The sequence below is a fragment of the Bradyrhizobium sp. BRP56 genome, from assembly GCF_020194035.1.
Lineage (GTDB): Bacteria > Pseudomonadota > Alphaproteobacteria > Rhizobiales > Xanthobacteraceae > Bradyrhizobium > Bradyrhizobium australafricanum.
Genome location: NZ_JADYVV010000002.1, coordinates 208,812 through 234,724 on the forward strand (window position 1 = coordinate 208,812; position 25,913 = coordinate 234,724).

The 25,913-nt window shown below is 64.7% G+C and carries 24 protein-coding genes and 3 tRNA genes; 17 read left to right on the plus strand and 10 right to left on the minus strand.

Annotated features, from left to right (window positions below; genetic code table 11):
* Nucleotides 1-62 precede the first annotated feature (62 nt).
* Nucleotides 63-605 carry a flavin reductase family protein gene (locus I6F38_RS02715; protein WP_225158965.1) on the plus strand — a complete coding sequence of 181 codons (543 nt, stop codon included), beginning with the start codon at nucleotides 63-65 and terminating at the stop codon, nucleotides 603-605.
* Here the strand turns inward: I6F38_RS02715 and I6F38_RS02720 are convergent.
* Complete coding sequence (locus I6F38_RS02720) at nucleotides 602-1,501, minus strand: LysR family transcriptional regulator (protein ID WP_225158966.1); 900 nt, start codon at nucleotides 1,499-1,501, stop codon at nucleotides 602-604. The genes I6F38_RS02715 and I6F38_RS02720 overlap by 4 nt on opposite strands.
* A gap of 157 nt (nucleotides 1,502-1,658) precedes the next feature.
* Between I6F38_RS02720 and I6F38_RS02725 the strand changes: the two genes are divergently transcribed.
* From I6F38_RS02725 to I6F38_RS02745, 5 genes are all read left to right on the plus strand, one after another.
* Complete coding sequence (locus tag I6F38_RS02725) at nucleotides 1,659-2,660, plus strand: CoA ester lyase (protein WP_225158967.1); 1,002 nt, start codon at nucleotides 1,659-1,661, stop codon at nucleotides 2,658-2,660.
* Nucleotides 2,650-3,849, plus strand: coding sequence for a CoA transferase (locus I6F38_RS02730; protein ID WP_225158968.1), 1,200 nt, complete (start codon nucleotides 2,650-2,652; stop codon nucleotides 3,847-3,849). Before I6F38_RS02725 ends, I6F38_RS02730 begins: the two co-directional genes overlap by 11 nt.
* 39 nt (nucleotides 3,850-3,888) lie before the next feature.
* Nucleotides 3,889-5,259: an LLM class flavin-dependent oxidoreductase gene (locus I6F38_RS02735; RefSeq protein WP_225158969.1), complete on the plus strand. Its 1,371-nt coding sequence runs from the start codon at nucleotides 3,889-3,891 to the stop codon at nucleotides 5,257-5,259.
* 61 nt (nucleotides 5,260-5,320) lie between these two features.
* Complete coding sequence (locus I6F38_RS02740; protein WP_225158970.1) at nucleotides 5,321-6,739, plus strand: MFS transporter; 1,419 nt, start codon at nucleotides 5,321-5,323, stop codon at nucleotides 6,737-6,739.
* Nucleotides 6,740-6,879: 140 nt separating this feature from the next.
* On the plus strand, nucleotides 6,880-7,707 hold the full coding sequence (locus tag I6F38_RS02745) for a tetratricopeptide repeat protein (RefSeq protein ID WP_346657086.1): 828 nt from the start codon (nucleotides 6,880-6,882) through the stop codon (nucleotides 7,705-7,707).
* A 35-nt stretch (nucleotides 7,708-7,742) separates the two neighbouring features.
* Here the strand turns inward: I6F38_RS02745 and I6F38_RS02750 are convergent, their stop codons facing one another.
* The 3 genes from I6F38_RS02750 to I6F38_RS02760 all read right to left on the minus strand — a co-directional run bounded on the left by I6F38_RS02750 (nucleotide 7,743) and on the right by I6F38_RS02760 (nucleotide 10,975).
* On the minus strand, nucleotides 7,743-8,453 hold the full coding sequence (locus tag I6F38_RS02750; protein WP_225158972.1) for a hypothetical protein: 711 nt from the start codon (nucleotides 8,451-8,453) through the stop codon (nucleotides 7,743-7,745).
* A 77-nt stretch (nucleotides 8,454-8,530) separates the two neighbouring features.
* A complete protein-coding gene (locus I6F38_RS02755) occupies nucleotides 8,531-9,616 on the minus strand; it encodes an enolase C-terminal domain-like protein (RefSeq protein ID WP_225158973.1) in 1,086 nt (361 codons plus the stop codon).
* Between the two features lie 18 nt (nucleotides 9,617-9,634).
* On the minus strand, nucleotides 9,635-10,975 hold the full coding sequence (locus I6F38_RS02760) for a multicopper oxidase domain-containing protein (RefSeq protein ID WP_225159054.1): 1,341 nt from the start codon (nucleotides 10,973-10,975) through the stop codon (nucleotides 9,635-9,637).
* A 136-nt stretch (nucleotides 10,976-11,111) separates the two neighbouring features.
* Between I6F38_RS02760 and I6F38_RS02765 the strand changes: the two genes are divergently transcribed.
* The 5 genes from I6F38_RS02765 to lon all read left to right on the plus strand — a co-directional run bounded on the left by I6F38_RS02765 (nucleotide 11,112) and on the right by lon (nucleotide 18,063).
* Nucleotides 11,112-11,196 (plus strand) — tRNA-Leu (locus tag I6F38_RS02765).
* 164 nt (nucleotides 11,197-11,360) lie between these two features.
* On the plus strand, nucleotides 11,361-12,719 hold the full coding sequence (tig, locus tag I6F38_RS02770; RefSeq protein ID WP_225158974.1) for a trigger factor: 1,359 nt from the start codon (nucleotides 11,361-11,363) through the stop codon (nucleotides 12,717-12,719).
* A 240-nt stretch (nucleotides 12,720-12,959) separates the two neighbouring features.
* Nucleotides 12,960-13,595 carry an ATP-dependent Clp protease proteolytic subunit gene (locus I6F38_RS02775; protein WP_016847729.1) on the plus strand — a complete coding sequence of 212 codons (636 nt, stop codon included), beginning with the start codon at nucleotides 12,960-12,962 and terminating at the stop codon, nucleotides 13,593-13,595.
* Nucleotides 13,596-14,036: 441 nt separating this feature from the next.
* Nucleotides 14,037-15,311, plus strand: a complete 1,275-nt coding sequence (gene clpX, locus I6F38_RS02780; protein WP_018271869.1) for an ATP-dependent Clp protease ATP-binding subunit ClpX — start codon at nucleotides 14,037-14,039, stop codon at nucleotides 15,309-15,311.
* Between the two features lie 322 nt (nucleotides 15,312-15,633).
* Complete coding sequence (gene lon, locus I6F38_RS02785; RefSeq protein WP_028333951.1) at nucleotides 15,634-18,063, plus strand: endopeptidase La; 2,430 nt, start codon at nucleotides 15,634-15,636, stop codon at nucleotides 18,061-18,063.
* 66 nt (nucleotides 18,064-18,129) lie between these two features.
* Here lon and I6F38_RS02790 read toward each other — a convergent pair whose 3' ends face one another.
* The 3 genes from I6F38_RS02790 to I6F38_RS02800 all read right to left on the minus strand — a co-directional run bounded on the left by I6F38_RS02790 (nucleotide 18,130) and on the right by I6F38_RS02800 (nucleotide 20,788).
* Nucleotides 18,130-18,789: a glutathione S-transferase family protein gene (locus I6F38_RS02790; RefSeq protein ID WP_225158975.1), complete on the minus strand. Its 660-nt coding sequence runs from the start codon at nucleotides 18,787-18,789 to the stop codon at nucleotides 18,130-18,132.
* A gap of 117 nt (nucleotides 18,790-18,906) precedes the next feature.
* Nucleotides 18,907-20,118: an MFS transporter gene (locus I6F38_RS02795; protein WP_168855909.1), complete on the minus strand. Its 1,212-nt coding sequence runs from the start codon at nucleotides 20,116-20,118 to the stop codon at nucleotides 18,907-18,909.
* 1 nt (nucleotide 20,119) lies between these two features.
* A complete protein-coding gene (locus tag I6F38_RS02800) occupies nucleotides 20,120-20,788 on the minus strand; it encodes a GntR family transcriptional regulator (RefSeq protein ID WP_225158976.1) in 669 nt (222 codons plus the stop codon).
* A gap of 200 nt (nucleotides 20,789-20,988) precedes the next feature.
* Here I6F38_RS02800 and I6F38_RS02805 point away from each other — a divergent pair, with 200 nt between their 5' ends.
* A complete protein-coding gene (locus I6F38_RS02805) occupies nucleotides 20,989-21,399 on the plus strand; it encodes a GFA family protein (protein ID WP_225158977.1) in 411 nt (136 codons plus the stop codon).
* A 64-nt stretch (nucleotides 21,400-21,463) separates the two neighbouring features.
* A tRNA-Val gene (locus I6F38_RS02810) sits at nucleotides 21,464-21,538 on the plus strand.
* Nucleotides 21,539-21,650: 112 nt separating this feature from the next.
* Here I6F38_RS02810 and I6F38_RS02815 read toward each other — a convergent pair.
* Nucleotides 21,651-21,860, minus strand: coding sequence for a PRC-barrel domain containing protein (locus tag I6F38_RS02815; protein ID WP_225158978.1), 210 nt, complete (start codon nucleotides 21,858-21,860; stop codon nucleotides 21,651-21,653).
* A gap of 248 nt (nucleotides 21,861-22,108) precedes the next feature.
* Between I6F38_RS02815 and I6F38_RS02820 the strand changes: the two genes are divergently transcribed.
* From I6F38_RS02820 to I6F38_RS02830, 3 genes are all read left to right on the plus strand, one after another.
* Nucleotides 22,109-22,390 (plus strand): hypothetical protein, encoded by a 282-nt coding sequence (locus I6F38_RS02820; RefSeq protein ID WP_225158979.1) that lies wholly within the window; start codon nucleotides 22,109-22,111, stop codon nucleotides 22,388-22,390.
* Nucleotides 22,391-22,413: 23 nt separating this feature from the next.
* Nucleotides 22,414-22,719 (plus strand): YciI family protein, encoded by a 306-nt coding sequence (locus tag I6F38_RS02825; protein ID WP_225158980.1) that lies wholly within the window; start codon nucleotides 22,414-22,416, stop codon nucleotides 22,717-22,719.
* Nucleotides 22,720-22,810: 91 nt separating this feature from the next.
* The gene (locus I6F38_RS02830; protein WP_225158981.1) at nucleotides 22,811-23,662 is read left to right on the plus strand and encodes a class I SAM-dependent methyltransferase; all 852 of its coding nucleotides are present in this window, start codon (nucleotides 22,811-22,813) and stop codon (nucleotides 23,660-23,662) included.
* Here I6F38_RS02830 and pepT read toward each other — a convergent pair whose 3' ends face one another.
* Nucleotides 23,663-24,919: a peptidase T gene (pepT, locus tag I6F38_RS02835; RefSeq protein ID WP_225158982.1), complete on the minus strand. Its 1,257-nt coding sequence runs from the start codon at nucleotides 24,917-24,919 to the stop codon at nucleotides 23,663-23,665. It abuts the gene before it with no gap.
* 172 nt (nucleotides 24,920-25,091) lie between these two features.
* A complete protein-coding gene (locus I6F38_RS02840; RefSeq protein WP_259171327.1) occupies nucleotides 25,092-25,415 on the minus strand; it encodes an HU family DNA-binding protein in 324 nt (107 codons plus the stop codon).
* 307 nt (nucleotides 25,416-25,722) lie between these two features.
* Here I6F38_RS02840 and I6F38_RS02845 point away from each other — a divergent pair.
* Nucleotides 25,723-25,799, plus strand: a tRNA-Asp gene (locus tag I6F38_RS02845).
* Nucleotides 25,800-25,913: the final 114 nt, after the last annotated feature.

The window sequence follows — 25,913 nt, forward strand, 5'->3', positions numbered from 1 at the left end:
CTGCGATCGATCCGGCTGGCCTATACGATTCAAAACCGTCGCCTCTCGCCCGGAACAGTCAGATGAACGCACCGACCAGCCTGCTTTCGACCGCCGCTCCGGTTCACGGGAGCGTCGACCCCGCGTCCTATCGCGCGGCGATGCGCCACCACGCCGGCGCGGTGACGATCCTGTCGGCGGGCGGGCCGGGCGACAGAACGGGGATGACGGCGACGTCGGTCTGTTCGCTGTCGGACACGCCGCCGCGGCTGATCGCTTGCGTCAACCGCTCGGCGAGCGCGCATGGCCTGATCCGGCGCACCGCTGCGTTCGGCGTTAACATGCTGCACGCCGACCAGGCCGAGCTGGCTAATGTGTTCGCGGGCCGCCGCGGCATCGAGCGGGACGATCGGTTTTCCGACGCCGACGGCTGGCTGTCGCTTGCCACGGGCGCGCCGATCCTGCGGGATGCGCTGATCGGGCTCGACTGCGAGCTGATCGACGAGCATGCGCACGACACGCATTCGATCTTCGTCGGCGCGGTCCGCGCGATGCATCTGCGTGAGGGGCAGACGCCGCTGATCTATTTTGGTGGCGCGTTCTGCGGATTGGCCCGGCGGACCTAAGGGCGCGGCTTGAGGAATTTGTGTATCACTGATGTCAGCGCGCCGGCGGCCGGCGAGAACGATTGTCCGCGCAGCGAGACGATGCAGACTGTGCGCTCCAGCACAGGATTGACGATCGGCAGCGCCTGCATCGTCTTCCTGACCGGCCGCGGCAAGGCGACCTTCGGCAGGATGCCGACGCCGAGACCGGAGCCGGCCAACGCGGCCAGCGTATAGCTGTGCTCGACCTCGAACTTGATCTTCATTTGCAGATTGCGCGTGGCGAGCGCACGCTCCAGCATCGAGCGCAGCGCCGCCGATTTTGAGTTCAGCAGGATCGGATAGGCGGACAGTTCGGTAAGGTCGACCGCGCTGCGCTTGCGAAACGGAAACGCTCTTGTCGCCAGCGCATAGATCGGGTCGTTGAACAGCGGCGCGAATTGAAACTCGGTCGAGCCGTCCATCTCCGGCCCGATGCCGAAATCCGCCTCGCGCCGGCGCAAGCAGTCCAGCATGTCCTCGGCCGCAAGCTCGCGCAGATTGATGTTGATGCCGGGATAGCTCGCCTGGAAGGCATGCAGCGCCTGCGGCAGGATGGTCGCGGCAATGGTCGGGACGCAGGCCAGCGACAGCGTGCCGCGCTGGATGTCGATGACCTCACGGATCTCGCGCAGGCCGTTCTCCCATTCGCCGAGCGCGCGCCGCGCATGCGTCAGCAGTTGCAGTCCCTCCGCGGTCAGCTCGACGCGTCGCGTGGTGCGATGAAACAGCGCGGCGCCGACCTGGTCCTCCAGCAGCTTGATCTGCATGCTGACCGCGGATTGCGAGCGGTTGAGGTGCTCGGAGGCCTGGCGAAAGCTCTTGTTCTCGGCGACCGCGATGAACATGTGCAGCAGCTTGAAATTGATCTGCGACATCGTTTTTGCCCTGCAGGGATTGTCCTGAAGAACTGAACAGTTCTTAAGATAATCTCGTTAGAAAGATCAGTGTCGGACATCTAGCATGATTGTTGTTGGCCGCGGGTGACGATCCTGCGGCGTGATGCAGAAAAGATGCTCCAGAAAAGACGCTCCGATGTCCTTCACCGTCACCAAGCCGCGCACGCGCCGCGTCCAGCGTTCCGAACTCGCGGTTCCCGCGACCTCGACCCATTTCTTCGAACGCGCAGCGAGTAGCGCGGCCGATTTCATCTTCCTCGATCTGGAGGACGCGGTTGCGCCGTCGCGAAAACCCGAGGCGCGCGAGATCGCAATCGAGGCGCTGAACCGGATCGACTGGGGCAACAAGACGCTGGCGGTGCGGATCAACGGGCTCGACACCGAATGGGCGCATCGCGACATCATCGAGATCGTCAGCCGCGCGCCGCGCCTCGACCTCGTCATGGTGCCGAAGGTCGGCACCGCATTCGACGTCCGTTTCGTCGAGGCGCTGCTGACGGGGCTCGAGCGCGAGTTCCCGCGCGCAAGGCCGCTGGGCATCGAGATCCTGATCGAGACCACGCTCGGGCTCGCCAATGTCGAGGACATCGTGCAGGCGTCGGAGCGGTTGGAAGCGGTCATCTTCGGCATCGGCGATTACTCGATTGATCTACGCACCTGCGGCGAGATCATCGGCGCCTCCGATCCGCGCTATGCCGTGCTCACCGATGCGGACGAGGGCGGTGCGCGCCGGATCCACTGGAACGACCAGTGGCACTTCGCGCTCGCCCGCATCGCCAATGCCTGCCGCGCCCACGGCCTGCGTGCGATCGACGGCCCCTATGCCAATTTCGGCGATGCCGCAGGCTTTCGCGCCAGTGCGGCGCGGGCGGCCGCGCTTGGCTTCGAGGGCAAATGGGCGATCCATCCCTCACAGCTCGAGACCGCCAACGAGGTGTTCTCGCCGACCGCACGTGAGATCGGCTGGGCGCGCGAGATCACGGCCAAGATTCAATCCGCCAGCGTCGGCGGCGACGGCGCCTTCGGGCAGGACGGTGTGTTGATCGATCTTGCGGTGCTCAAGCGCGCGCAGGCGATCATCGACCGCCATGACGCAATTCTGGCAGCGGGCAGGGCAGGAGCGCGCGATGTCGTATGAGCCACCGCTCTCCGGAATTCGCGTGCTCGACATCGCGACCTTCGTGGCGGCGCCGTTCTGCGGGACGGTGCTGTCCGACTTCGGCGCCGAGGTGATCAAGATCGAGCAGCCGGGCACAGGCGATCCCTTGCGCCGGTTCGGCACGCCGAGCGAATGCGGCGACACCTATGTCTGGCTCAGCGAGGCCCGCAACAAGAAGTCGGTGACGCTCGATCTGCGCAGCGAGCGTGGCGCCGCGCTGTTTCGCGAGCTGGTCCGCCAATCCGACGTGGTGCTGGAGAACTTCCGGCCGGGCACGCTGGAGAAATGGGGGCTCGGCTTCGAGGCGTTGCGCGAGATCAACCCAAAACTCGTGATGCTGCGCATCAGCGCCTATGGGCAGGACGGCCCGCTGCGCGACAAGCCGGGCTTCGCCCGGATCGCGCACGGCTTCAGCGGGCTCGCTTATCTTGCTGGCGAGGCGGGACGCCAACCCGTGATGCCGGGATCGACCTCGCTCGCCGATTACATTTCCGGGCTATGGGGCGCGCTCGGCGTGCTGCTGGCGCTGCGCCATGCCGAAGCCACCGGACACGGGCAGGTGGTCGATATCGGGCTTTATGAATCGGTGTTTCGGCTACTCGACGAGATGGCGACCGTGTTCGCCAAGACCGGCTTCGTCCGCGAACGCCTCGGTGCCGACACCGTCAATGTCGTGCCGCACAGCCATTACCAGACCGCCGACGGAAAATGGGTGGCGCTGGCCTGTTCGAGCGACAAGATGTTCGAGCGCCTGGCGCAGGCGATGCAGCGCCCCGAACTCGCGACCGACCCGCGCTATGCGGCCATGGCCGGCCGCCTGGCGCGGCGCGAGGAGGTCAACGGGATGGTCGCCGACTGGATCGGCTCCAAGCCGCTGGAGACGGCGCTTGCCGAGTGCGAGCGCTACGACGTGCCCTGCGGGCCGATCTACAGCATCAGTGACATCTTCGCCGACCCGCAGTACCGCGCCCGCGGCAACATCGCCGAGGTGCGCTCGCGCGCCGGGCCGATTGCGGTGCCGAGCGCGATCCCAAAAATGTCGCGCACGCCGCCGCAGTTCAAGCATGCCGGCGTCGCGCTCGGCGCGCACACCGACGAAGTCCTGACCTCGCTTGCCGGCGCCACGGCGGCGGCGCTCGCCGCGCTGCGCAGCGACGGGGTGATCTGACATGCCCCAATTCTCCCGCGGCGACGAAGGAACCACGCCATGACCAGGCAGATGAAATTGATCGGCTTCCTACAGGCCCAGAATTGCTCGAACTATCCTGCCTCCTGGCGCCATCCGGACTCGAAGCCGAACTGGTTCTCGCGCGACTATTATCAGGAGATCGGGCGCACGCTGGAGCACGGCAAGTTTCATCTCGCCTTCTTCGACGACCGGCTCGCGATCCCCGATCGCTTCGGCGACGATTTCCGCGAGACCATCCGCCACGGCGTGCGCGCGGCGAAGCTCGATCCGGTCTCGGTCGCGCTCACGATGGGGTTGGCGACCGAGCGGCTCGGCATCGGCGTGACCTATTCGACCACCTATTACGAGCCGTTCCACGTCGCGCGGGTGTTCGCGACGATGGACCTGCTGCTGAACGGCCGCGCGGCCTGGAACGTGGTGACTTCGCTGAACGACTCCGAGGCGGCGAATTTCGGCGCCTCGCAGCACCTCAGCCACGATCTGCGTTATGACCGCGCCGACGAGTTCATGGAGGTCGTGCTCGGCCACTGGAACAGCTGGGAGGACGGCGCCGTCAGCTTCGACCGCGAGAGCGGGCTGTTCGCCGACCCGGCCAAGGTGCACCGGCTTGACCATCACGGGCAGTTCTTCCGCTCGCGCGGCCCGTTCACGGTGCCGCGCTCGCCGCAGGGCCATCCAGTGATCATCCAGGCCGGGCAGAGCGGCCGCGGCAAGACCTTCGCGGCGCGCTGGGGCGAACTGATCTTCGTGATCTATCCCAATCTCGACATCGCGAAGAAGCAGTATGCCGACTTGAAGGGGACGCTCGCCAAGACGGGCAGGGACATCAGCATCGCGCCGGCTGTCTATCCGGTCGTCGCCGAGACCCAGGCCGAGGCCGAGGACAAGTTCGCGGCGATCAGCCGGCTCGCCAAGCCGATCGATGCGCTGACGCTGTTGTCGGAAGTGCTGAACTACGATTTCGCGGCCAAGCCGATGGACGAGCCGTTCACATCGGATGAGCTGGCCTCGATCAGCGGGCTGCAGGCGATCCGCGACCGCGTGATGAATCTCAGCGGCAAGCCCAATCCGACGCCGCGCGATTTCGTGCAGTTCAGCGGCAGAGGAACGCTCGCCGAACTGCCGACCTTCGTCGGCTCGCCCAAGGCGGTCGCCGATCAGATGGAGCGCTGGTTCTGCGAAGGCGGCTGCGACGGCTTTGTCGTGGCGGCCACCCATGTGCCCGGCACCTACCAGGACTTCGTGCGCCTCGTGGTGCCCGAGCTGCAACGCCGCGGCCTGTTCCAGCGCGAGTATCAGGGTGACACCTTGCGCGAGAATCTCGGCCTGCCGCGGCCGCAAGCCGCGCATGCAAGCGCAGACGAGGAGGCGCGCGTCTCGACCGGATAGCCCCGGCACAAAAATCGGCGCAGACAGCGATCAGAACAAAATCAAAATCAGGGAGGCTGAAGTGACCAAGGGCGTTAACGCGGGGGGCCGGCTCGACAGATTGCCGATCGCCGGATTTCACTACCGGATCTTCGCGCTGATCGGAGCCGGACTGTTCGTCGACGGCTTCGAGATCTTCCTCGCCGGCAGCATTCTCGGCGCGCTGGTTCAGTCCGGCTATTCGGACCTCGCCCAGAATGCACGCTTCATCTCGGCGACCTTTGTCGGGATGCTGATCGGTGCCTGGCTGGCGGGCGTCGCCGGCGACCGCTTCGGCCGTAAGTTCGCCTACCAGGCCAACCTCCTGATCTTCGGCCTCAGCGCGCTGGCGGCAACGCTCGCGCCGTCGATGAACTGGCTGATCGGGGCCCGCTTCGTGATGGGCCTCGGGCTCGGCGCCGAGATCGTCGTCGGCTATGTTGTGCTCAGCGAATTCATCCCGCCGCAGCAGCGCGGCCGCTGGGGCGCGGCGCTCGCGACCTGCACCAACGGTGCGCTGTTTGTCGCGACGCTGGTCGGTTGGGCCGTCATTCCGCATCTCGGCTGGCGCTGGATGTTCGCGCTGTGCGGCGTCGGCGCGATGATCGTCTGGTTCCTGCGGCGCTCGCTGCCGGAATCGCCGCGCTGGCTCGAGACGCAGGGCAAGAGCGCCGAGGCGGAGGCCGTGCTAACTGTGATCGAGCAGGAGGTCGGCAAGGGCAGGACCCTGCCGACCCCGGCCTATCAGCCGGCCCCGGTGCAGCCGGACGTTCGCTTCACGCGCCTGTTCTCGCGCGCATTGATCGCGCGGACCATCGTCGGCTGCCTGATCCTGATCGGGCTCAACACCGCGGTCTACGGCTTCATCGCCTGGATTCCGACCTTCTTCGTCAAGCAGGGCATCAACCTGTCGTCATCGCTCGGCTACACCATGCTGATGACGCTCGGCAGCCCGCTCGGCACGCTGTCGGGCATGTGGATCGGCGAGAAGATCGACCGCAAACCGTCGCTGATCGTGCTGTCGCTCGCCGCGGCCGGGCTCGGGCTGATCTATCCGATGTTCATCAACCCGGTCGCCTTCGTCGTGATCGGCTTCCTCCTGGTCTTCACGGTGGCGGTGATGCTGGCGCTGGCCTGGGGGCTCTACATCCCCGAACTGTTCCCGACCGAGCTCAGGATGCGCGGATCCGGCATCTGCAACACCGCCGGTCGCCTGATGTCGATCGTGACGCCGTTCATCGTGGTCGAGCTGTTCACGAGGTTCGGCGTCACCGGCGTTGTCTCTGTGGTAGCCGGGCTCCTCGTGGTGCAGGCGATCGCGGTCGCGGTGCTCGGCATCGAGACCCGCAAGCGTCCGCTGGAGGCGTTGCGGCCGGAGGCGATGGACGGCGAAGCGTCATCCGCAGAGGTGCGCGGCAAGCTGCAACCAAGCCCCGGCGGGATCGCCGCCGGCGGCGAGTAGCGGAACGAAGCGTGGGATGTCCGCGTGATCAACGCATGCGGACATCAGGACCTCGTCCGTCTTACGATACTTTTGGTGGACGCGTCGAAAGATGCGGGCTAAACGCGCAGGGTATTCCCTCGGCACCGTGAATCTCGCTCGTGAGTGGCAGGCAGAACAATTTCCTCGCTCAGGCGCTGCAACAAGGCGCCTTGGCGTTGCGGGCGCAGCAGTTTGCTCAGGCCGAGCGGATTGCGACGAACGTCCTGAAATCGAGCCGCACGGACAGACACGCCGCGCTTCTTCTGGCGCATGCCCTGATGGGGCAGAACCGGGGAGGCGAAGCGATCGCAGCGCTCGAGCGGGTTGCGCGTCGCGCCGACGATGGAGAGGTCGAGACTTTGCTCGGCGCGCTGCTGTGCGGCGCGGGCCGCGTCGCCGACGGCATCGCGCAGCTTCGGCGCACGGCGGCACGCCGCCCGCCATATTTTCCGTCCTTTCAGGAACTCGCCGGGCAGCTTGCCAAGGCCGGTCAACACGGCGAGGCGATCAGCACGATCGAGGCCGGTCTCGCGCTGGCCCCTGAGAGCGTCGACCTGAAGCTCGATCTCGGGCGCCTGTTGCAGGAGACCAATGACATCGCGCGGGCTGCAAGCGTCCTGACGGCGGCACGTGATGCTGCGCCAGGGCGCCCCGACGTTCTCAACCAGCTCGGGCGGGTCCTGATCCTCGTTGGCGACTACGCCGCAGCCGCGGATGCGTTCCGCCGCGTGCTCGCGCAATACCCGGATGATCGCTCAACCCGCGCCCACCTCGCCACGTGTCTTTTCGAGCAGGGTGAGCGCGATGCTGCCGAGGCAGCGCTGCGCTCGGTGATGCGCGGTCAGCCGCAGCTGTTTGGACGCGCGGCATTCGTCATGGCCTCGGGATCTCATGGCCGTTTCTTCTTCTCCCTGAGCGCCGCTGCGAAGTTCCTCGGCGGGGAGTGAGATTGAGCGCGCGGCGGACGACGTTCCACCTTGCCTTACGCCCTGAAGTTTCTCCGGTAGAGGTTCGGCTGCCGTCTGAGCTCGGTGCGGAGTTCGCCGACCCGCTTGGCGTCTTCGGCGGTGAACGGCGTTGCCTGCGCGGTCCAGTCGTCTCGCTTGACGGGAATACATTGCGCGATCGGAGTCCCCTTGGGGAGGACGCCTCTGAAATTCCTGTCGTGCCAGTACGCCGGAAAGTGCACCCAATTGTCGGCATAGAGGTCGGAATTGACTAGGCCACTGAGTGTGGTGAATGGCAGATCGAAGCGGTTGACGGGATGGGTGAAGTAGATCGCGTAGCCTTCCGGGGCTTCGACGGTCCACAAATTGTGGAATTTGAGAAAGAAGCGGCCCTCTTCAAAGAGTGGGGTGCCGGTGACCTGACCCGGGTCGTGGAAGCCGATCGGCGAGCGTGGAAATTCCGGCGTGCCTCCCGGCGGCAGGTCCTGGTCCCAGGTGATTTCGCCGTCCTCGACCTTGAGATCGCACACCAGCGGCAGCAAGAACCCGCAGGTCATCGCATCCACGAACGGCGGGCAGCGCTTGATGGTGTCCTCGTCGTGCAGGTTGATCGAGGAGAAGGCCGTCGCCGGCATGGACTTGAGCCAGTCGGGAACGCCCTGGGCTGCCGGTATTGGGGCCGGTATCAGTCCGTCAAGCTCCGTCGGGCAACGGAATTTGAGCGTCAGCTTGCTATTGGTCGACATTGGGCGCTCCGATTTCGGATCGACCTACATGAATGCGTCGTAAAGGTGAAGCGTGCGCTCACCGGCCAGGATCGCCGCTAGCTGACGAGATACTTCGCGACGGCCGACTCGTTCCACTCGATGCCGAGCCCGGGACCGCGGGCGGTCACGGCGCCGTCGACGATTTCGGCGGGCCTTGTGAGGATCGCGCCGGCGAAGTCGAGGAACTCGAGCCAGTGCGCGGTCGGCGTCACCGCGAGCAGATGCGCGCTGACTTCCGCGAACAGATGGCTCGACATCGGGATCGATGCGGCGTCGGCTTGGCCCGCGACCTGCATCCAGCCGGTGACGCCGCCGACCTTCATCACGTCGGGCATGATGAAGTCGGATGCGCCGGCCGCGATCGCTTCGGCAAAGCCGCGCGGAAACCACCAGTTCTCACCTGCCTGGATCGGCGTCGGCGAGGTCTCGCGGACCTTTGCGTGGCCGGACAGGCTCTCCTGCGGCACCGGCTCCTCGATCCAGTGCAAATCGTAGGGCGCAAGGCGGGCGATGCGGCGGGTCGCCTCCGCCGGATCGAGCGACTGGTTGAAGTCGATCATCAACGCGATGTCGGGGCCGAGCAGGGCGCGCACGCCCTTCACGACGCGCTCGTCATTGGCGGCATCACCGTCGCCGCCTTTGATTTTTATGCCGCGAAAACCCTGGTCGAGCGAGCGGCGCAGCGCGCGCTCATCGGCGACGGGATCGACCACGCCGTAGCTGTCATAGGCCTTGATCGGCTTCGCCGAGCCGCCAAGCAGTTCGACCAGCGGCCGGCCGGCGAGCTGGCCGAGCACGTCCCAATACGCCATGTCGAGACCTGATACCGCCATGCCGACCAGGCCTTGCCAGCCGAGCAGCCGGAACTTGGCGTCCATCGCCTTCATCAGGTCGAACGGCGCGACCGGCTTGCCGATGAGCTCGCGGCCGATCTCCTCGATCAGATAGGCAAGAGGTTTAAGCGTGAGCTTGCTGTAGGCGAAGATGTAGGTGCGGCCGGTAACGCCTTGGTCGGTCTCGACATCGATCAGAACCAGCGGGCCGGAATCGATCACGCCGAAGGCGTTCTTCACAGGGCGCTTGAGCGGCACCACGACGCTTCGCGCCTTGACTGCGCGGATCGCTGCAACTGTCTGGCTCATGGACGTTTCCTCTTGTTGTTATTGGACACTGTACCATCGGACCAGCCGCGGCGCGGCCCAGTCGGTCGCGACCTGCTCGATCAGATAGCGGCCCGGATATTCGGCGAGGAAGGCGATGCGCTGGGTCTGGCCCGGCTCGATCGCGAGCGTGTCGAGCCAGAACGGCTTCCAGCCGTCGTCGAGCCGGTCGAGCAGACGGAAGTGATGGCCGTGCAGATGAAACACGCTGGCGATCGTGCCGCGGTTGGTCAGCGCCAGCACAACCGGCCGGCCGGCTTTGGCCTGAAAGGCCGGAGCGGCTGATGGCTTGAAGTCCGCCGGCCGGAACCATTCGGTCGGCGTGCCGAGGGTTAGCTCTAACCTTGCGGCGCTCTTGAGATCGAGCTGGGCGGGCATGTCGTTGCCGGGCAGCGGCGGTGCCGGCGGGAACGGCGCCGAGCGGACCGGCGGGTCGTTCGAGACGGCCAGCTTGCCGACCGGGCGAGCCTGCTTGCCGTCGTGCAGCAGGATCGGAAAGCTGGTTCCGGCCGCGTCGACGAAGACATCGGTGCGGCTGCCGGGAGCGAGGACGAGGGCACCGTTGCGGGCCGGAAACGGTTCGGCTGGCTGGCCGTCGATGGCCATCACACGGACGTCGAGGTTCTCCAGCTTGATCGCCAGCACGCTGCGTTGGCTGCCGTTGATAAAGCGGAGTCTGAGGCGGGCATTGGCCGGCGCCGAGATGTCGTATGAGGTTTTGCCGTTAATTGTATGAATCTGCGTCGAATCTTTTGGATCGTTGCCGGCCGGGATTGCGCTTCCGTCCGGCCGCAGGCGCCACTCCTCGATCAGCAGGACCTCGTCGCGGTCGACTGCAACCGGCGAGGTGCCGGTCACGATCAGCGGCCGCGGCCGTGCCGGCGCCGTGCCGCCATCGCCGAGCAAGGGCTCGCACAGAAAGGTGCCGGCATGCCGAAGCGGCAGCTGGAAGCTATCCTTTGCCCCGGCGGCAAGCAGCGCCCGGGAGGCCAGTGGCTCCGCCGCCGCGACGCCGTCGAGCCCGCGGCAATCCAGCGCGGCCGCGACCGGCAGTTCATTGCCAAAGGTCACGTCGAGGACCTCGCCGCGCTTGAAGCGGAGGTCGCCGCTGCCGAGCGACCAGACCGGTATCTCCGGTCCGCCAGGACCCGGTCCGTCCGGACGAAGCGAGATGCGGTCAGGTTTGGCCTGGAGCGCGACCGCGATCCGGCCCTGCGCCGCGACGGTGGCCGGCAGAGCGGGGCAAAGCGCCGCGGCGCCGAGGGCGGCGATCAGATCGCGCCGGGTGAGGGAAAATTCGGGACTTGCGGGAGGACTTGCCATCCGGCCGATGCGGACCATTTTCAAGTGTACCTGTCCAGTCGCGATCGGTCGCAGGGCGGGCTCAACAGCGGCCATTTTTTTGCTGCGAACCGGTGGGCGCATGTTATAAGCCCGGCCGCCCGCGGCATCGCGGCCGGACTGGGATGCTTTTCGCGCGGGCGTGGCGGAACTGGTAGACGCGCTGGATTTAGGTTCCAGTGACGAAAGTTGTGGGGGTTCGAGTCCCTCCGCCCGCACCAAGCGCTTACAGCGTTTGCATGACGAATTCTTGGAGAACCTTTGGCCCCGATGGGGTGAGGGTTCGCCGAACCCACAGACGTTAGGCCGCAAGGCCCATCGTCGAACAGATTGAACACTGCCACGGCCGCTCGGGCCGCGGCAAAAGCGGAAGAAGATTGATACCATGCAGGTCACCGAGACCCTCAACGAGGGATTGAAGCACGAATTCAAGATCAGCGTCCCGGCATCCGATCTCGATGCCAAGGCGGACGCCAAGCTGGTCGACCTCAAGGACAAGGTCCGTCTCAACGGCTTCCGTCCCGGCAAGGTGCCGGTGGCGCATCTCAAGAAGATCTACGGCCGCTCGGTGATGGCCGAGACCATCGACCAGACCATCAGCGATACCAACCGGCAGATCTTCGAAGATCGCGGCTTCCGCCTCGCCGGCGAGCCGAAGATCACGATGCCGACCGAGAAGGACCAGGTCGAGGAATTGCTGTCGGGCAAGACCGACCTGACCTACACCGTCGCGATCGAGGTCGTGCCGCCGATCCAGCTCGCCGATTTCAAGTCGTTCTCGGTCGAGAAGCCGGTGGTCGAAGTCTCCGACGCCGACGTCGACGATGCCATCAAGCGGATCGCCGAAGGCAGCCGCCCGTACAATGCCAAGACCGAGGGCGCGGCGGAGAAGGGCGACCGCGTCACCATCAGCTTCAAGGGCACCATCAACGGTGAAGCCTTCGAGGGCGGCACCGGCGAGGGCATCCAGGTCGTGATCGGCGCCGGCCAGTTCATCCCGGGCTTCGAGGAGCAGCTGATCGGAATCGGCACCAATGAGACTCGCACGCTGAAGGTCTCGTTCCCGAAGAACTATCTGAACGAGAAGCTCGCCGGCCAGCCGGCCGAGTTCGAGACCACCGCGACGCTGATCGAGGCGCCCGGTGAGACCACGATCGACGACGAGTTCGCCAAGACGCTGGGCCTCGAGTCGCTCGACAAGCTGAAGGAGGCCGCCCGCGAGCGCCTGACGGCCGAGTTCGCCGGCGCCACCCGCCAGAAGGTCAAGCGCGCGCTGCTCGACCGGCTCGACGAGAGCCACAAATTCGAGGCGCCGCCGTCGCTTGTCACCGAAGAGTTCAATCTGATGTGGAACTCGATCAAGGCCGAGATGGACTCGTCCGGCAAGACCTTCGCCGACGAGAACACCACCGAGGAAGCGGCAAAGGAGGAGTACCACAAGATCGCCGACCGCCGCGTCCGCCTCGGCCTCGTGCTGTCGGAGATCGGCGAGAAGAACAAGATTACCGTGACCGACGACGAGGTGTCGCGCGCCGTGATCGAGCGCGCGCGCCAGATGCCCGGCCGCGAGAAGGAAGTCTGGGACTACTACCGCAGCAACGCCCAGGCGCTGGCCCAGCTCCGCGCCCCGATCTACGAGGACAAGGTCGTCGACTTCGTCCTGGAGCTCGCCAACGTAACCGAGAAGAAGGTCACCAAGGAGGAGCTGTTCAAGGATGAAGACGCCGAGAAAACTGCCGCTTAATTTCGGCACCTCGCGTTAATGATGAACCGCGAAAGCGCGCCTCGCGACGGGTCCCGTCGCTAGGCGCGAAGACGCGAATCAGCTTGAACTTCTGCGACCTGCCCAGGTGGCTAGTGCGGCGAGTTGACGGCCTTGTCGGCCGGAAATTGGCCCATATCTGGGTTAAGCCTTGAGGCAGTAGTCTTGAGCCAAGTAGCCTTGAGCAAAGTTCTGCATCACCCCTAACCCTTGGGTTCTTTCATGCGCGATCCCGTTGAAACCTACATGAACCTCGTGCCGATGGTCGTCGAGCAGACCAATCGCGGCGAACGCGCCTACGACATTTTCTCGCGCCTTTTGAAGGAGCGCATCATCTTCGTCACCGGTCCGGTGGAAGACGGCATGTCGACGCTGATCGTCGCGCAGCTGCTGTTCCTCGAGGCCGAGAATCCGAAAAAGGAAATCTCGATGTACATCAACTCGCCCGGTGGCGTGGTGACGTCGGGCCTTGCGATCTACGACACGATGCAGTTCATCCGTCCGCCGGTATCGACGCTGTGCACGGGGCAGGCGGCCTCGATGGGCTCGCTGCTGCTGGCCGCCGGCGAGAAGGACATGCGCTTCACGCTGCCGAATTCCCGCATCATGGTGCACCAGCCGTCCGGCGGCTTCCAGGGCCAGGCCACCGACATCATGCTGCACGCGCAGGAGATCCTGAATCTCAAGAAGCGCCTCAACGAGATCTACGTGAAGCATACCGGTCAGACCTACAAGGCGATCGAGGACGCGCTGGAGCGCGACAAGTTCCTCACCGCCGAGGACGCCAAGGCGTTCGGCCTCGTCGACAAGGTCATCGACAAGCGTCCGGACGATCCGGCCGCCGCGAAGGCGGCCTGATCTGGGCAGGCATCTCGAGGCGTCGGTGTGATCTCCACATTGACGCCTCACATAACCGGCAAAAGCAGGGTGCTGGACCCGCCGGCGGGTGCATGCGCACAGCGGAAAGTTCCGCTTTCGTGCTCATATACCGACGTGGTAATCCCGCAACGTTCCGTGGATTTCGACGCGTATTCCACGTGCGATCGTTGAAAATCACGGTATTGTCACGGTCTTGAGCCGGCCATCCGATTAGCGAATTCTTGATAGTCGGGTGCCAGCATGGTTGGCTGTGATGCATCGGCTATGATCGCGGAGATTCGAATAAACCGTGATCCACACGGTCAGTATTGCGTAGGGTCTTTTTTGGTACGGAATTTGCTCTATCTACCCAACAGCCCGGTTGTGTGCCGGATTGGGTCGATCTGGCAAACGAGATCGAACGGCGGACGGAGATAATGAATGAGTAAGGTCGGCACGAGCGACGCCAAGAACACGCTATATTGCTCGTTCTGCGGCAAGAGCCAGCATGAAGTTCGCAAGCTGATTGCCGGACCGACTGTCTTCATTTGCGACGAGTGTGTCGAACTGTGCATGGACATCATTCGCGAGGAGAACAAGTCCTCGCTGGTGAAGTCGCGCGACGGCATCCCGACGCCGAAGGAAATCTGCAAGGTCCTGGACGACTACGTGATCGGCCAGAGCCATGCCAAGAAGGTGCTGTCGGTCGCCGTCCACAACCACTACAAGCGGCTCAACCATCAGACCAAGCACAACGACGTCGAACTGGCGAAGTCGAACATCCTGCTGATCGGTCCGACCGGTTCGGGCAAGACGCTGCTCGCGCAGACGCTGGCCCGCATCCTCGACGTGCCCTTCACCATGGCTGACGCGACGACGCTGACCGAAGCCGGCTATGTCGGCGAGGACGTCGAGAACATCATCCTGAAGCTGCTGCAGGCCGCCGATTACAACGTCGAGCGCGCGCAGCGCGGCATCGTCTATATCGACGAAATCGACAAGATCAGCCGCAAGTCGGACAACCCCTCGATCACCCGCGATGTGTCGGGCGAGGGCGTCCAGCAGGCGCTGCTGAAGATCATGGAAGGCACGGTGGCCTCGGTCCCGCCGCAGGGCGGCCGCAAGCATCCGCAGCAGGAGTTCCTGCAGGTGGATACCACCAATATCCTGTTCATCTGCGGCGGTGCGTTCTCGGGCCTCGAGAAGATCATCTCCGCGCGCGGCCGCTCGACCTCGATCGGCTTCGCGGCGCAGGTGCTCGCGCCGGAGGACCGCCGCACCGGCGAGATCTTCCGTCACGTCGAGCCGGAAGATCTGCTGAAGTACGGCCTGATCCCGGAATTCGTCGGCCGTCTGCCCGTCGTTGCGACGCTGGAGGACCTCGACGAGACCTCGCTGAAGAAGATCCTGACCGATCCGAAGAACGCGCTGGTGAAGCAGTACCAGCGGCTGTTCGAGATGGAGAACATCGAGCTGACCTTCGCCGACGAGGCTCTTGGCGCGGTCGCCCGCAAGGCGATCGAGCGCAAGACCGGCGCGCGCGGCCTGCGGTCGATCCTGGAGAGCATCCTGCTCGAAACCATGTTCGACCTCCCGGGCCTGGAAGGCGTTGAGGAAGTCGTGATCTCGCGCGAGGTCGTCGAGGGAACGGCGCGTCCGCTCTACATCTACGCGGATCGTTCCGACCGCGCCGTCGAGAGCAGCGCGAGCGCCTAAACGGCGCTCGTCTCGACCCGCCAAAAATGCACGGCTGCCGGACGCTCCGGCGGCCGCCGCGGCGCAGCAGCGGCGCCCTTACGGCGTAGCAGCAAATGCTTGTTTAGCCTATATTTCCCGACACTTCTGAGACTTGACACCCCCCCGCCTGATAGCCACCTAATGCTATCGGTGAGGGATCTCATCCGTTGAGATTCGTCGCTTCACGATGCGGAATAAGCGGCTGCAGACGGCATTCTCATTCCGCATCACCAAGGCACCTTGTGGCGGTTGCGCAAGCAGGCGGACTGCGTGCAAGGGGGCACAACAAAAGGATTAGGCCATGACGACCTCAAAACCCCGGCCAACGATCGTCCACGGCGAAAGCCACTCCTATCCGGTGCTGCCGCTCCGCGACATCGTCGTCTTCCCGCACATGATCGTGCCGCTCTTCGTCGGCCGCGAGAAATCGATCCGCGCGCTCGAAGAGGTGATGAAGAACGACGCGCTGATCATGCTCGCGACGCAGAAGAACGCGTCCGATGACGATCCGGCACCCGATTCAATTTACGAGACCGGTACGCTCGCCAGCGTCCTGCAGCTCCTGAAACTGCCCGACGGCACCGTGAAAGTGCTGGTCGAGGGCCTCGAGCGCGCGCGCGTCGAGAAGTATTCCGACCGCAGCGAATATTACGAGGCGACCGCGGTCGCGCTCGCCGACACTGACGCCAACTCGGTCGAAGCCGAGGCGCTGGCGCGGTCGGTCGTGTCCGACTTCGAAAGCTATGTGAAGCTGAACAAGAAGATCTCCGCCGAAGTCGTCGGCGTGGTTCAGGCGATCACCGATTTCGCCAAGCTCGGCGATACCGTTGCTTCGCATCTCGCGGTCAAGATTGCCGACCGGCAAGCGATCCTGGAGACGTTGTCCGTCACGCAGCGCCTGGAGAAGGTGCTGGGCCTGATGGAAAGCGAGATCTCGGTGTTGCAGGTCGAGAAGCGCATCCGCTCGCGCGTCAAGCGCCAGATGGAGAAGACCCAGCGCGAGTATTACCTGAACGAGCAGATGAAGGCGATCCAGAAGGAGCTCGGCGACGACGAAGGTCGTGACGAGTTGGCCGATCTGGAGGAGAAGATCTCCAAGACCAAGCTGTCCAAGGAAGCACGCGAGAAGGCCCAGCACGAGCTGAAGAAGCTGCGCCAGATGTCGCCGATGTCCGCGGAAGCGACCGTCGTGCGCAACTACCTGGATTGGCTGCTGTCGATCCCGTGGGGCAAGAAGTCCAAGGTCAAGAAGGACCTCGAGGCCGCGCAGGCGGTCCTGGACTCCGATCACTACGGGCTCGAGAAGGTCAAGGACCGCATCGTCGAGTATCTCGCGGTGCAGTCGCGCGCCAACAAGCTGACCGGACCGATCCTGTGCCTGGTCGGGCCTCCCGGCGTCGGTAAGACCTCGCTCGGCAAGTCGATCGCGAAGGCCACGGGGCGCGAATTCGTGCGCGTGTCGCTCGGCGGCGTGCGTGACGAGGCCGAGATCCGCGGTCACCGCCGCACCTATATCGGCTCGATGCCCGGCAAGATCATCCAGTCGATGCGCAAGGCGAAGACCTCGAACCCGCTGTTCCTGCTGGACGAGATCGACAAGATGGGCGCCGATTTCCGCGGCGATCCGTCGTCGGCGCTGCTTGAGGTCTTGGACCCCGAGCAGAACTCGACCTTCAACGACCACTACCTGGAGGTCGACTACGACCTGTCCAACGTGATGTTCATCACGACCGCGAATACGCTGAATATTCCCGGCCCGCTGATGGACCGCATGGAGATCATCCGGATCGCCGGCTACACGGAGAACGAGAAGGTCGAGATCGCGCGCAAGCATCTGATCCCGAGCGCGCTCTCCAAGCACGGTCTGGACTCCAAGGAATGGTCGATCGACGACGCGGCCTTGCTCTTGATGATCCGCCGCTACACCCGCGAAGCGGGCGTGCGTAACCTGGAGCGTGAGCTCTCCACACTCGCCCGCAAGGCGGTGAAGGAGCTGATGATCTCCAAGAAGAAGTCGGTGAAGGTCACCGAGGCGAACATCGAAGAGTTCCTCGGCGTTCCGAAGTATCGCTTCGGCGAGATCGACGATGAGGATCAGGTCGGTATCGTCACCGGTCTGGCCTGGACCGATGTCGGCGGCGAGCTGCTCACCATTGAAGGCGTCATGATGCCTGGCAAGGGCAAGATGACCGTCACGGGCAATCTGCGCGACGTGATGAAGGAGTCGATCTCGGCGGCGGCGTCTTACGTCCGCTCGCGTGCGATCGTTTACGGCATCGAACCGCCGATGTTCGACCGCCGCGACATCCACGTTCACGTGCCGGAGGGCGCGACGCCGAAGGACGGTCCGTCTGCCGGTGTTGCGATGGCCACCGCGATCATCTCGGTCATGACCGGCATCCCGGTCCGCCACGATGTCGCGATGACCGGCGAGATCACGCTGCGTGGTCGCGTACTGCCGATCGGCGGTCTGAAGGAGAAGCTCCTGGCTGCCGCCCGCGGCGGCATCAAGACGGTGCTGATCCCGGAGGACAACGCCAAGGATCTCACGGAGATTTCCGATGCGATCAAGGGCGGCATGGACATCATTCCGGTCTCGCGGCTGGATGAGGTCGTCGCCAAGGCGCTGGTCCGCGTGCCCGCGCCGATCGTCTGGGAAGAGGAGACCAGCAAGGTCGACGTCAAGCCCGATGCTTCCGATGAAGCGTCCGGCGGCCTGACGGCGCACTGAAGCGAGCTTCGATCGACATAAGAAAACGGCGCCTTCGGGCGCCGTTTTTGTTTTCGCTGTTCGCGATCAGGTCGGGAAGGCCGCGGCTCTGTCCGCGGCGGCAAAGTGCGCCATCTGATCGGCATGCGCTTTTGCGAAAGCCGGCCGGGCCGTGGCGCGCGCGACGTAGTCGCGACATGCGGGATATTCCGCCAGTCCGTCGAAGCGGTCGACCAGGCGCAGCGCATCCGCCATGAGAACGTCGGCGACGGAGAACGGCCCGGCCAGCCATTTGCGGCCCGTCAGCACCGGCTCCATGTGCCTGAGCCGGGATTGCAGGAAGCCGTCGAAGCGTGTCCATGCCGACGTGCCGCCGCTCTCGCCCGAGAATACCAGGAGCGACCAGGGCAGGCTCGCCATCTCGACCGAGTTGAGCGCTGCGAACAGCCATTTCAAAGCCTCGCTGCGTTGGCGCGGATCGGTCGGCAGCAGCGCGTCGCTGCGCTCGCCGAGATGCAGCAGGATCGCGCCGCTCTCGAAAATCGAGATGTCGCCGTCGGTCAGCCACGGCACCTGGCCGAACGGCTGGTGCGCGAAGTGCTCGGCGCTCCGATCGCGAAACGGCACGCTCGCAACGCGATACGGCAAGCGCGCCTCTTCCAATGCCCAGCGCACCCGGAGGTCGCGCACAAATCCCCGCGGCATCTCCGGAACCCAATCGAAGGTGGTAAGCGTCAGGTCGGCCATTGGATATCTCCATTTGCTGGCTTCACAGCAAAGAACGAACCAATGGCGCGCATTCCGACACCCCGACGGGCTTTTTCATCGTTGCGGTACGGAACGATCGAGTTGCCGGCGCCGGAACTAGTCTTTTCTCTCGACGACGAAATTGCCGATCGCGCCGAGTGCCATCAGCACGCTGGTGCCGAGGAACACCGCGGGCATGCCGATATGGCCGCCGATGAAGCCGCCGCCGAGCGGGCCGATCACCTGGCCGGCATATTGCGCCGAGATCGAATAGCCGAGCATGCTGCCGGTGACCGCATCAGGCACGTTGTGCCGGATCACGCTCGCGATGCAGGGTAGGAGGCCGCCGAGCGCGAGCCCCATCAGGAAGCGCAGCAGGATCAACTGCCAGCCGCTGACCACGAAGGCCTGCGGGATCAACAGCAGCGCGGAGACAGCAAGGCAGATGGTGATGATCCGCCAGTGGCCGACCCGATCGGCCAGCTTGCCGAGATGCGAGGACGACAGCAGGCTGCCGAACGCCGCCGCCGACATCACGAGGCCGGCGACGAACGTCACCTGCGGTGCCTCGACGAGTTGCGCGACATAGACCGTGATGATCGGCTCGATCGACATGTTGGCGACCATCAGCAGCAGGCCGGTTCCCCACATCGCGACGACAGGGCGCTTGTCCGGGACCAGCGACCAGCCGCCGCGCGCCTTGCCGCCTTTCGCGGTCTTCGGACGTGCTTCCTCGCGGATCAGGAACGTCGTGCCGAGGAAGGTGAAGAAGATGACGCCGCCGATCAGGAAGAATGTCGCGCGGATGCCGATCAGCCCCGGCAGCACGCCGCCGATTAAGGGACCGACCAGGCTGCCGGCCATGATGCCGGCCGACAGCACGCCGATCGCCCAGCCGGATCGCGCTTTCGGCGTCTGTGCCGCGACCAGCACGGTCGAACCCGACGCGTAGCCGCCGAGCAGGCCGGTCAGCAGCCGCAGGCCGACCAGCTCATAGACGTTGTGCGCCATGCCGATCAGCGACATCGCGATCGCCATGCCGAGGCTGGCGCGGATCAGCATCAGCTTGCGGCCGTAGCGATCGGCGAGCCGTCCCCACAGCGGTGCCGTCAGCGCCGCGCTGAAGAAGGTTGCGCCATAGGCGACGCCCGACCATTGCACGATCGCGGCATGATCGGTCACGCCGAGTTGCTCGACATAGAGCGGCAGGAACGGCAGCAGCAGCGTCATCCCCACGATTGTCGTGAAGGAGCCGAACACGCAGACGATCAAATTGCGTTTCCAGGGGCCCGCGTCGAGCAGGGCTTCGCGATCGACTTCGATGTTCATGTCAGCGCAGCCCGATCACGGCGAAGCCGCGCGCCCGCAGGCCGCGGCGATCCTCGTTCAGCGAACGCAGCAGGCGATTACGGGTATCGGTGATGTGGTCGGCGGCCTCGCGCGCGGCGGCATCGGGATCGTTGGCCTTGATGAAGCCGAGGATGCGCCGGTGCTCGCGCCAGGCCTGCTCGCGCGACGGCTCGGTCCACACTTCCAGCCAGCGCGCCCGCGACAGCCTCGTCATGGCGCCGGCGATCGCCTTGACGATGAAGGGATTGCGGGAGAGCCGCGCGATCTCGACATGGAAATCGGTGCCGACCCGATGCCATTCCTCGCGCGGCGCGCCGGACTGGCAGGCATCCAGCATCTCCTCGACGCCGGCGATATCGGCTGCGCTCGCCCGCGCGCAGGCGAGGCGCACCGCCGTCGTCTCCAGCGGAATCCGGAACTCGGCAAGCGCCTCCAGCTCGCCGAGGTCGATCGGTGCGACAATCCAGTTGCGGCCGTCGCGGCGCACCAGCTCTTCGCCTTCGAGCCGGACCAGCGCGGCACGGATCGGCGTGCGCGATCCCTCGAACCGGCTCTCCAGCCAGCGCTCGGTCAGCCGCTCGCCGGGGCCAAGGTCGAGCGACAGGATCATCTCCCGGAGCTGGTCATGGATCTGAAGCATCTGCGACATGGCGCCGTCCTTTGGCCGCCTTAGCGGGCACAGAATCTCGGTCTGGCAAGTTTCGTATCCCGATTTGGTATCCCAAACAAGGTAGCTATGGGATACCGATGTTGCTCCGTTAAGGGAGGTGGGCCGAGAGCCAGGCCCCCCTGGACGATGGAACCGCGCCCACGGCGGTTGCTTTGTTTGACGGAATTGGAGAGCGCTACATGCGTATCGACGGGCAATGCCATTGTGGGGCTATCACCTATCAGGCCGAGATCGACCCCGAATGCGTCTCGATCTGTCATTGCACGGACTGCCAGGCGCTGACCGGCTCGCCCTACCGCGTCACGGTGATCTGTAGCGCCGAACAGGTGCGGCTGACCGCAGGTGCGCCGAAGCTCTACAGCAAGCGGGGCGATAACGGCCGAATCCGCTTTCAGCACTTTTGCGGCGATTGCGGTTCGCCGCTGTTCACGAGCGGCGAGGACGGCGGGCCCGGCGACTGGGGCATCCGCTGGGGCAGCATTCGCCAGCGCGGCCAATTGACCCCGCGACGCCAGGTCTGGTGCCGCTCTGCCGCGCCATGGATCAATGATCTCAAGGAATTGCCAGCGCGCCCCAAGGATTGGAGCTGACGGATTGAGGCGTTTGCGACCTTGCGCCCTGAGGGCTGGCGAGGCTAAAGAGGCGCGCTGGCAAGGGCGGTTAGCTCAGCGGTAGAGCACTGGTTTTACACACCATTGGTCGGGAGTTCGATCCTCTCACCGCCCACCATTCGCGACCCTCAGGCGAAGCCTATCGAGCGGCCCAGCCGTCCGGACGGGCGGGCATGTTTCTCCCGATGATTGGGCGCTTGCTCGTTCAGGTAAAGGCGCTGGATCCGGCCCTATGGCTGAAGCATCCTGATGGTCGCGATCGGCCACTTCCCGATGTGGCCCTTGATCGAGATGCGCAACCCGTGAGATTCGTCCAGAAACACGCCCTCGACGGTCCCTGCGGTTCCATCGGTGAGAACCGCGGCTCGTCCGACCAGCTCGGCCTCCGCTTGCACATGCTCGTGCAGGATGACGGTGGCGCGGTGTTTCACGAGCTGCAAAGCCGCCTCTGGTTGATGAGCCCTACGGAGTAAGGCCATTGCATGGCTCTCGGTGAACGCGCGGAGAGGGCGCGATCCCGGCCGTGGAGTAGTCTCATGGGGATGGCCGGGACCGCGCTTGCTCCGCGCTGGCGTGCCGAATGTCATTCGATCCCCGATGGTGCGAAAGGTGCCGAAAGTCACGCGCTCAGATTTGATGCCGACGCTGCAGCGATGCTATTCTGTCCGCCTAACCGGGAACTTGATGCATGCGCAAATTCGCCGCGATTTTTCTTCTCACCATGATTGCCGGACCCGCATTCGCACAGTCGGATCACGTTCAGCGCTATCGCGAAGAGGTCGAGAAGTCGCCGGCCGATGCGGCCAATGAGGCGCGGCAGCAGCGCGCCTATCAGCGTGCGCTCAGCGGTGTGCCGGATCAGAAGCCGACCGATCCATGGGGCATCGCGCGCAGCGACGGGCAGGGCGCGCCCAAGGCGAATGCCGCGAAGCCGAAACCGGCCAAGCCCACGAGCGCAGCCGCCAAATAGAGTTCCGAGCGCTGATCAGGTCGATGAAATACTACGTCTGCAAATTGACCGGACCGCGCCCGACCTTTCCGCAGGATATGACGCCGCAGGAAGCCGCCATCATGCAGGCGCACGTCGCCTATTGCGGCGAACTGCTGCAGGCCGGCAAGGCGCTGGTGTTCGGACCGGTCGCCGATCCCGCCGGGGTCTGGGGGCTCGGCGTGCTGCAATTGCCTGACGATGCCGATCCGCAGGAGATCGTCGCCAACGATCCCGTCACCAAAGCCGATGCCGGATTCACCTATCAGCTGATGCCGATGCTGCGCGCGGCGACGCGCGAGACTTGCTAGGGCATGATCCGGAAAAGTGCGAAGCGGTATTCCGAAAAGGATCATGCCCAAGCATGAGACGACAGAAGCTTCCTAACGAGGTTTGGATCGCATGAACGCAGGCCACCCGCAAAACGCCGATCAGATCGCATACTGGAACGGGCCGGGCGGTCAGCGATGGGCCACACGGCAGGCCGCGCAGGACATCGTGCTGCAACCGGTGCTCGACCTCTTGATCGATCGCGCTGCGCCGAAAGCCGGCGAACGCGTCGTCGATGTCGGCTGTGGCAGCGGCGCCTCGAGCTTCGCGCTGGCGGCCAAGGTCGCGCCCGCGGGTCACGTGCTCGGCGTCGATGTCTCGGAGCCGATGCTGACGCGGGCGCGGCAGAGCGCGCCGCAGGGTTTGCCGGTCGAGTTCGCGCTGGCCGATGCGACCGTCTATCCCTTTGTCGGCGAGAGCTTCGATCTGTTGGCCTCGCGCTTTGGCGTGATGTTCTTTGCCGATCCCGTGGTGTCGTTCGCCAATCTGCACAAGGCGATGAAGCCGACGGGCCGTCTCGCCTTCGCCTGCTGGCAGGAGCCGCGCGAAAATCCGTTCTTCATGACGCCGCTTGCTGCCGTCTACAAGCACGTGCCGAAACTGCCGCCGCTCGGGCCCGAGGATCCCGGCCCGTTCGCGTTCGCCTCCGAGGCGAGGGTGAAGCGGATCCTGGGCGAAGCCGGCTTCTCCGGCATTGCCATGGAGCCGTGCCGGGTTGAGCTTGATGTCGCGACCGGGCGCGGCATCGATGCCGCGATCCAGGGCGCGCTCGAGATCGGGCCGGCCAGCCGCGCGCTGGAAGGGCACCCTGATGAGGTGCGCGCTGCGGCGATCGCCTCGATGCGCGAGGCGCTGGCGCCGTTTGTCAAGGGCGATGCGGTGCTGCTGCCCGGCGCGATCTGGATCGTGACGGCGCGGGCCTGATCAGGCCTTCTCTTCCCAGATCATCGCCAGGTGCACGATGGTCTGCACGGCCTTCTCCATGTCCTGCCGGCTGACCCATTCGAGCCGCGAATGGAACGCGTGCTCGCCGGCGAAGATGTTCGGGCAGGGCAGTCCCATGAAGGACAGCCGCGAGCCGTCCGTGCCGCCGCGGATCGAGGTCTTCACCGGCGTGAGACCGGCGCGCTCGATCGCCTCGATCGCATAGGCCACGATCTGCGGGTGGCGATCGATCACATCCTTCATGTTGCGGTACTGCTGCTTGACCTCCATGCGGTAGGTCGAGCGCGGATAGCCCTTCATGACGTCCTTCACGATGTCTTCCAGCAGCGCTTCCTTCTGCTTCAGGCCGGCCTCGGTGAAATCGCGCACGATGAAGTCGATCCGCGCGTTCTCCAGCGCGCCGGAGATCGCGACCGGATGTAGGAAGCCTTCCTTGCCCTCGGTGGTCTCGGGCGAGCAGCTGTCCTTCGGCAGGCGATCGACGATCGCGGCGGCGATCTTGATGGCGTGCTCCATCTTGCCCTTGGCGAAGCCCGGATGGGTCGCGACGCCTTCGATGATGATGCTGGCGCCGTCGGCCGAGAAGGTCTCGTCTTCGATATGGCCGGCGGTCTCGCCGTCCATAGTGTAGCCGAAATCGGCCCCCAGCTTCTTGATGTCGACCTTGTCGACGCCGCGGCCGATCTCCTCGTCCGGCGTGAACAGGATCTTGATGGTGCCGTGCTTGACCTGCGGATTGGTAACGAGGAAATGCGCGGCATCCATGATCTCGGCAAGGCCCGCCTTGTTGTCGGCGCCGAGCAGGGTGGTGCCGTCGGTGGTGATGATGTCGTTGCCGATCTGGTCGGCCAGCGCTTGGTGCTCGGCGGCGCGGATCACCTGCGAGGCATCGGCGGGCAGCACGATGTCGCCGCCGCGGTAGTTCTTCACGACCTGCGGCCTGACGTTCTTGCCGGTGCAGTCAGGGGAGGTGTCCATGTGCGAGCAGAAGCAGATCACCGGCACTGTCTTGTCGGTGTTGGCCGGGATCGTCGCGTAGACGTATCCGTGCGGGTCAAGATGCGCGTCGGATATCCCCATCGCCTGCAGCTCGGCGACCAGCAGGCGCCCGAGATTCTTCTGCTTCTCGGTGGAGGGGCAGGTCGGTGAATCCGGGTCGGACTGGGTATCGATCACGACGTAGCGCAGGAAGCGCTCGGTGACGGTGTGCTTGAAGTCGAGAGCCGGTGCCAGCATGAAAACCGCGCAAAAAACTGGAGAAACGAACAATGCGCTTTGGCGAAGTTGGTTCGCGCGAGCAAACCGCGTCAAGGCGAGTTTCGAAGGACAATCCTATAACAGAAAAGCGCCACTCCGGGGCCGCGTCACGAGCCGGAATGGCGCTTTGCCTTAACGGAGAGAGTAGGCGCTAGACGGCTTCCTTCAGCTCCTTGGCGGCGCGGAAGGCGACCTTCTTGCTGGCCTTGATATGGATCTGTTCGCCGGTGGCCGGGTTGCGGCCCATGCGGGCGGCGCGCTTGCGGACCTGCAGGATGCCGAGGCCGACGATCCTGATGCGCTCGCCCTTCTTGAGGTGCTTGGTGATCCTGGTGACCATGTCGGTCAGAATCGCCTCGGCCTGCTTCTTCGACAGCTCCTGCTCCTCGGCGATGGCCGCCGCCAAATGCTTCAGCGTGATCGTCGCCGGTGTCGCTGCTTTCTTCGCCATGTCTGGCCCTCCTCGTTGCTGAATGGCTGGATTGCTGCTTTTCACGCGAATGGCGCGCCGTTCGCGTCGGGAAATGCGTCCGGACAAGTCCTGAAAACCGCCGGTTCCGGGAACGGGCAGCGCCGGGCCGGCCACAGGAAACCCAGACGTATCAGGCCTTATTTGATTCGGGGCTTCGCTGACTACGCCGTTTCCCCTGAAAACAGGCGACAACCCGCGTACGTGCCGCGAAAATGCCGATGCTGTGCAGGGATCCGCAACGTCCTTGACTAACCGGATGCGGGCCTTTATGCCCTCGGTCCTGCGCGGATCAATCCGACGATCGGCATCCGCGGGAGTAGCTCAGTTGGTTAGAGCGCCGCCCTGTCACGGCGGAGGCCGCGGGTTCGAGTCCCGTCTCTCGCGCCATTCATTTCAATGACTTAGCAGCGTGTTTGGCCCGAAACCATTGGTCCTTCTGGACCGGTGCCGTAACCAGTTGCCTCCCTCCTGTTCACTGCACCTGGCGATTGCCGCGACAGA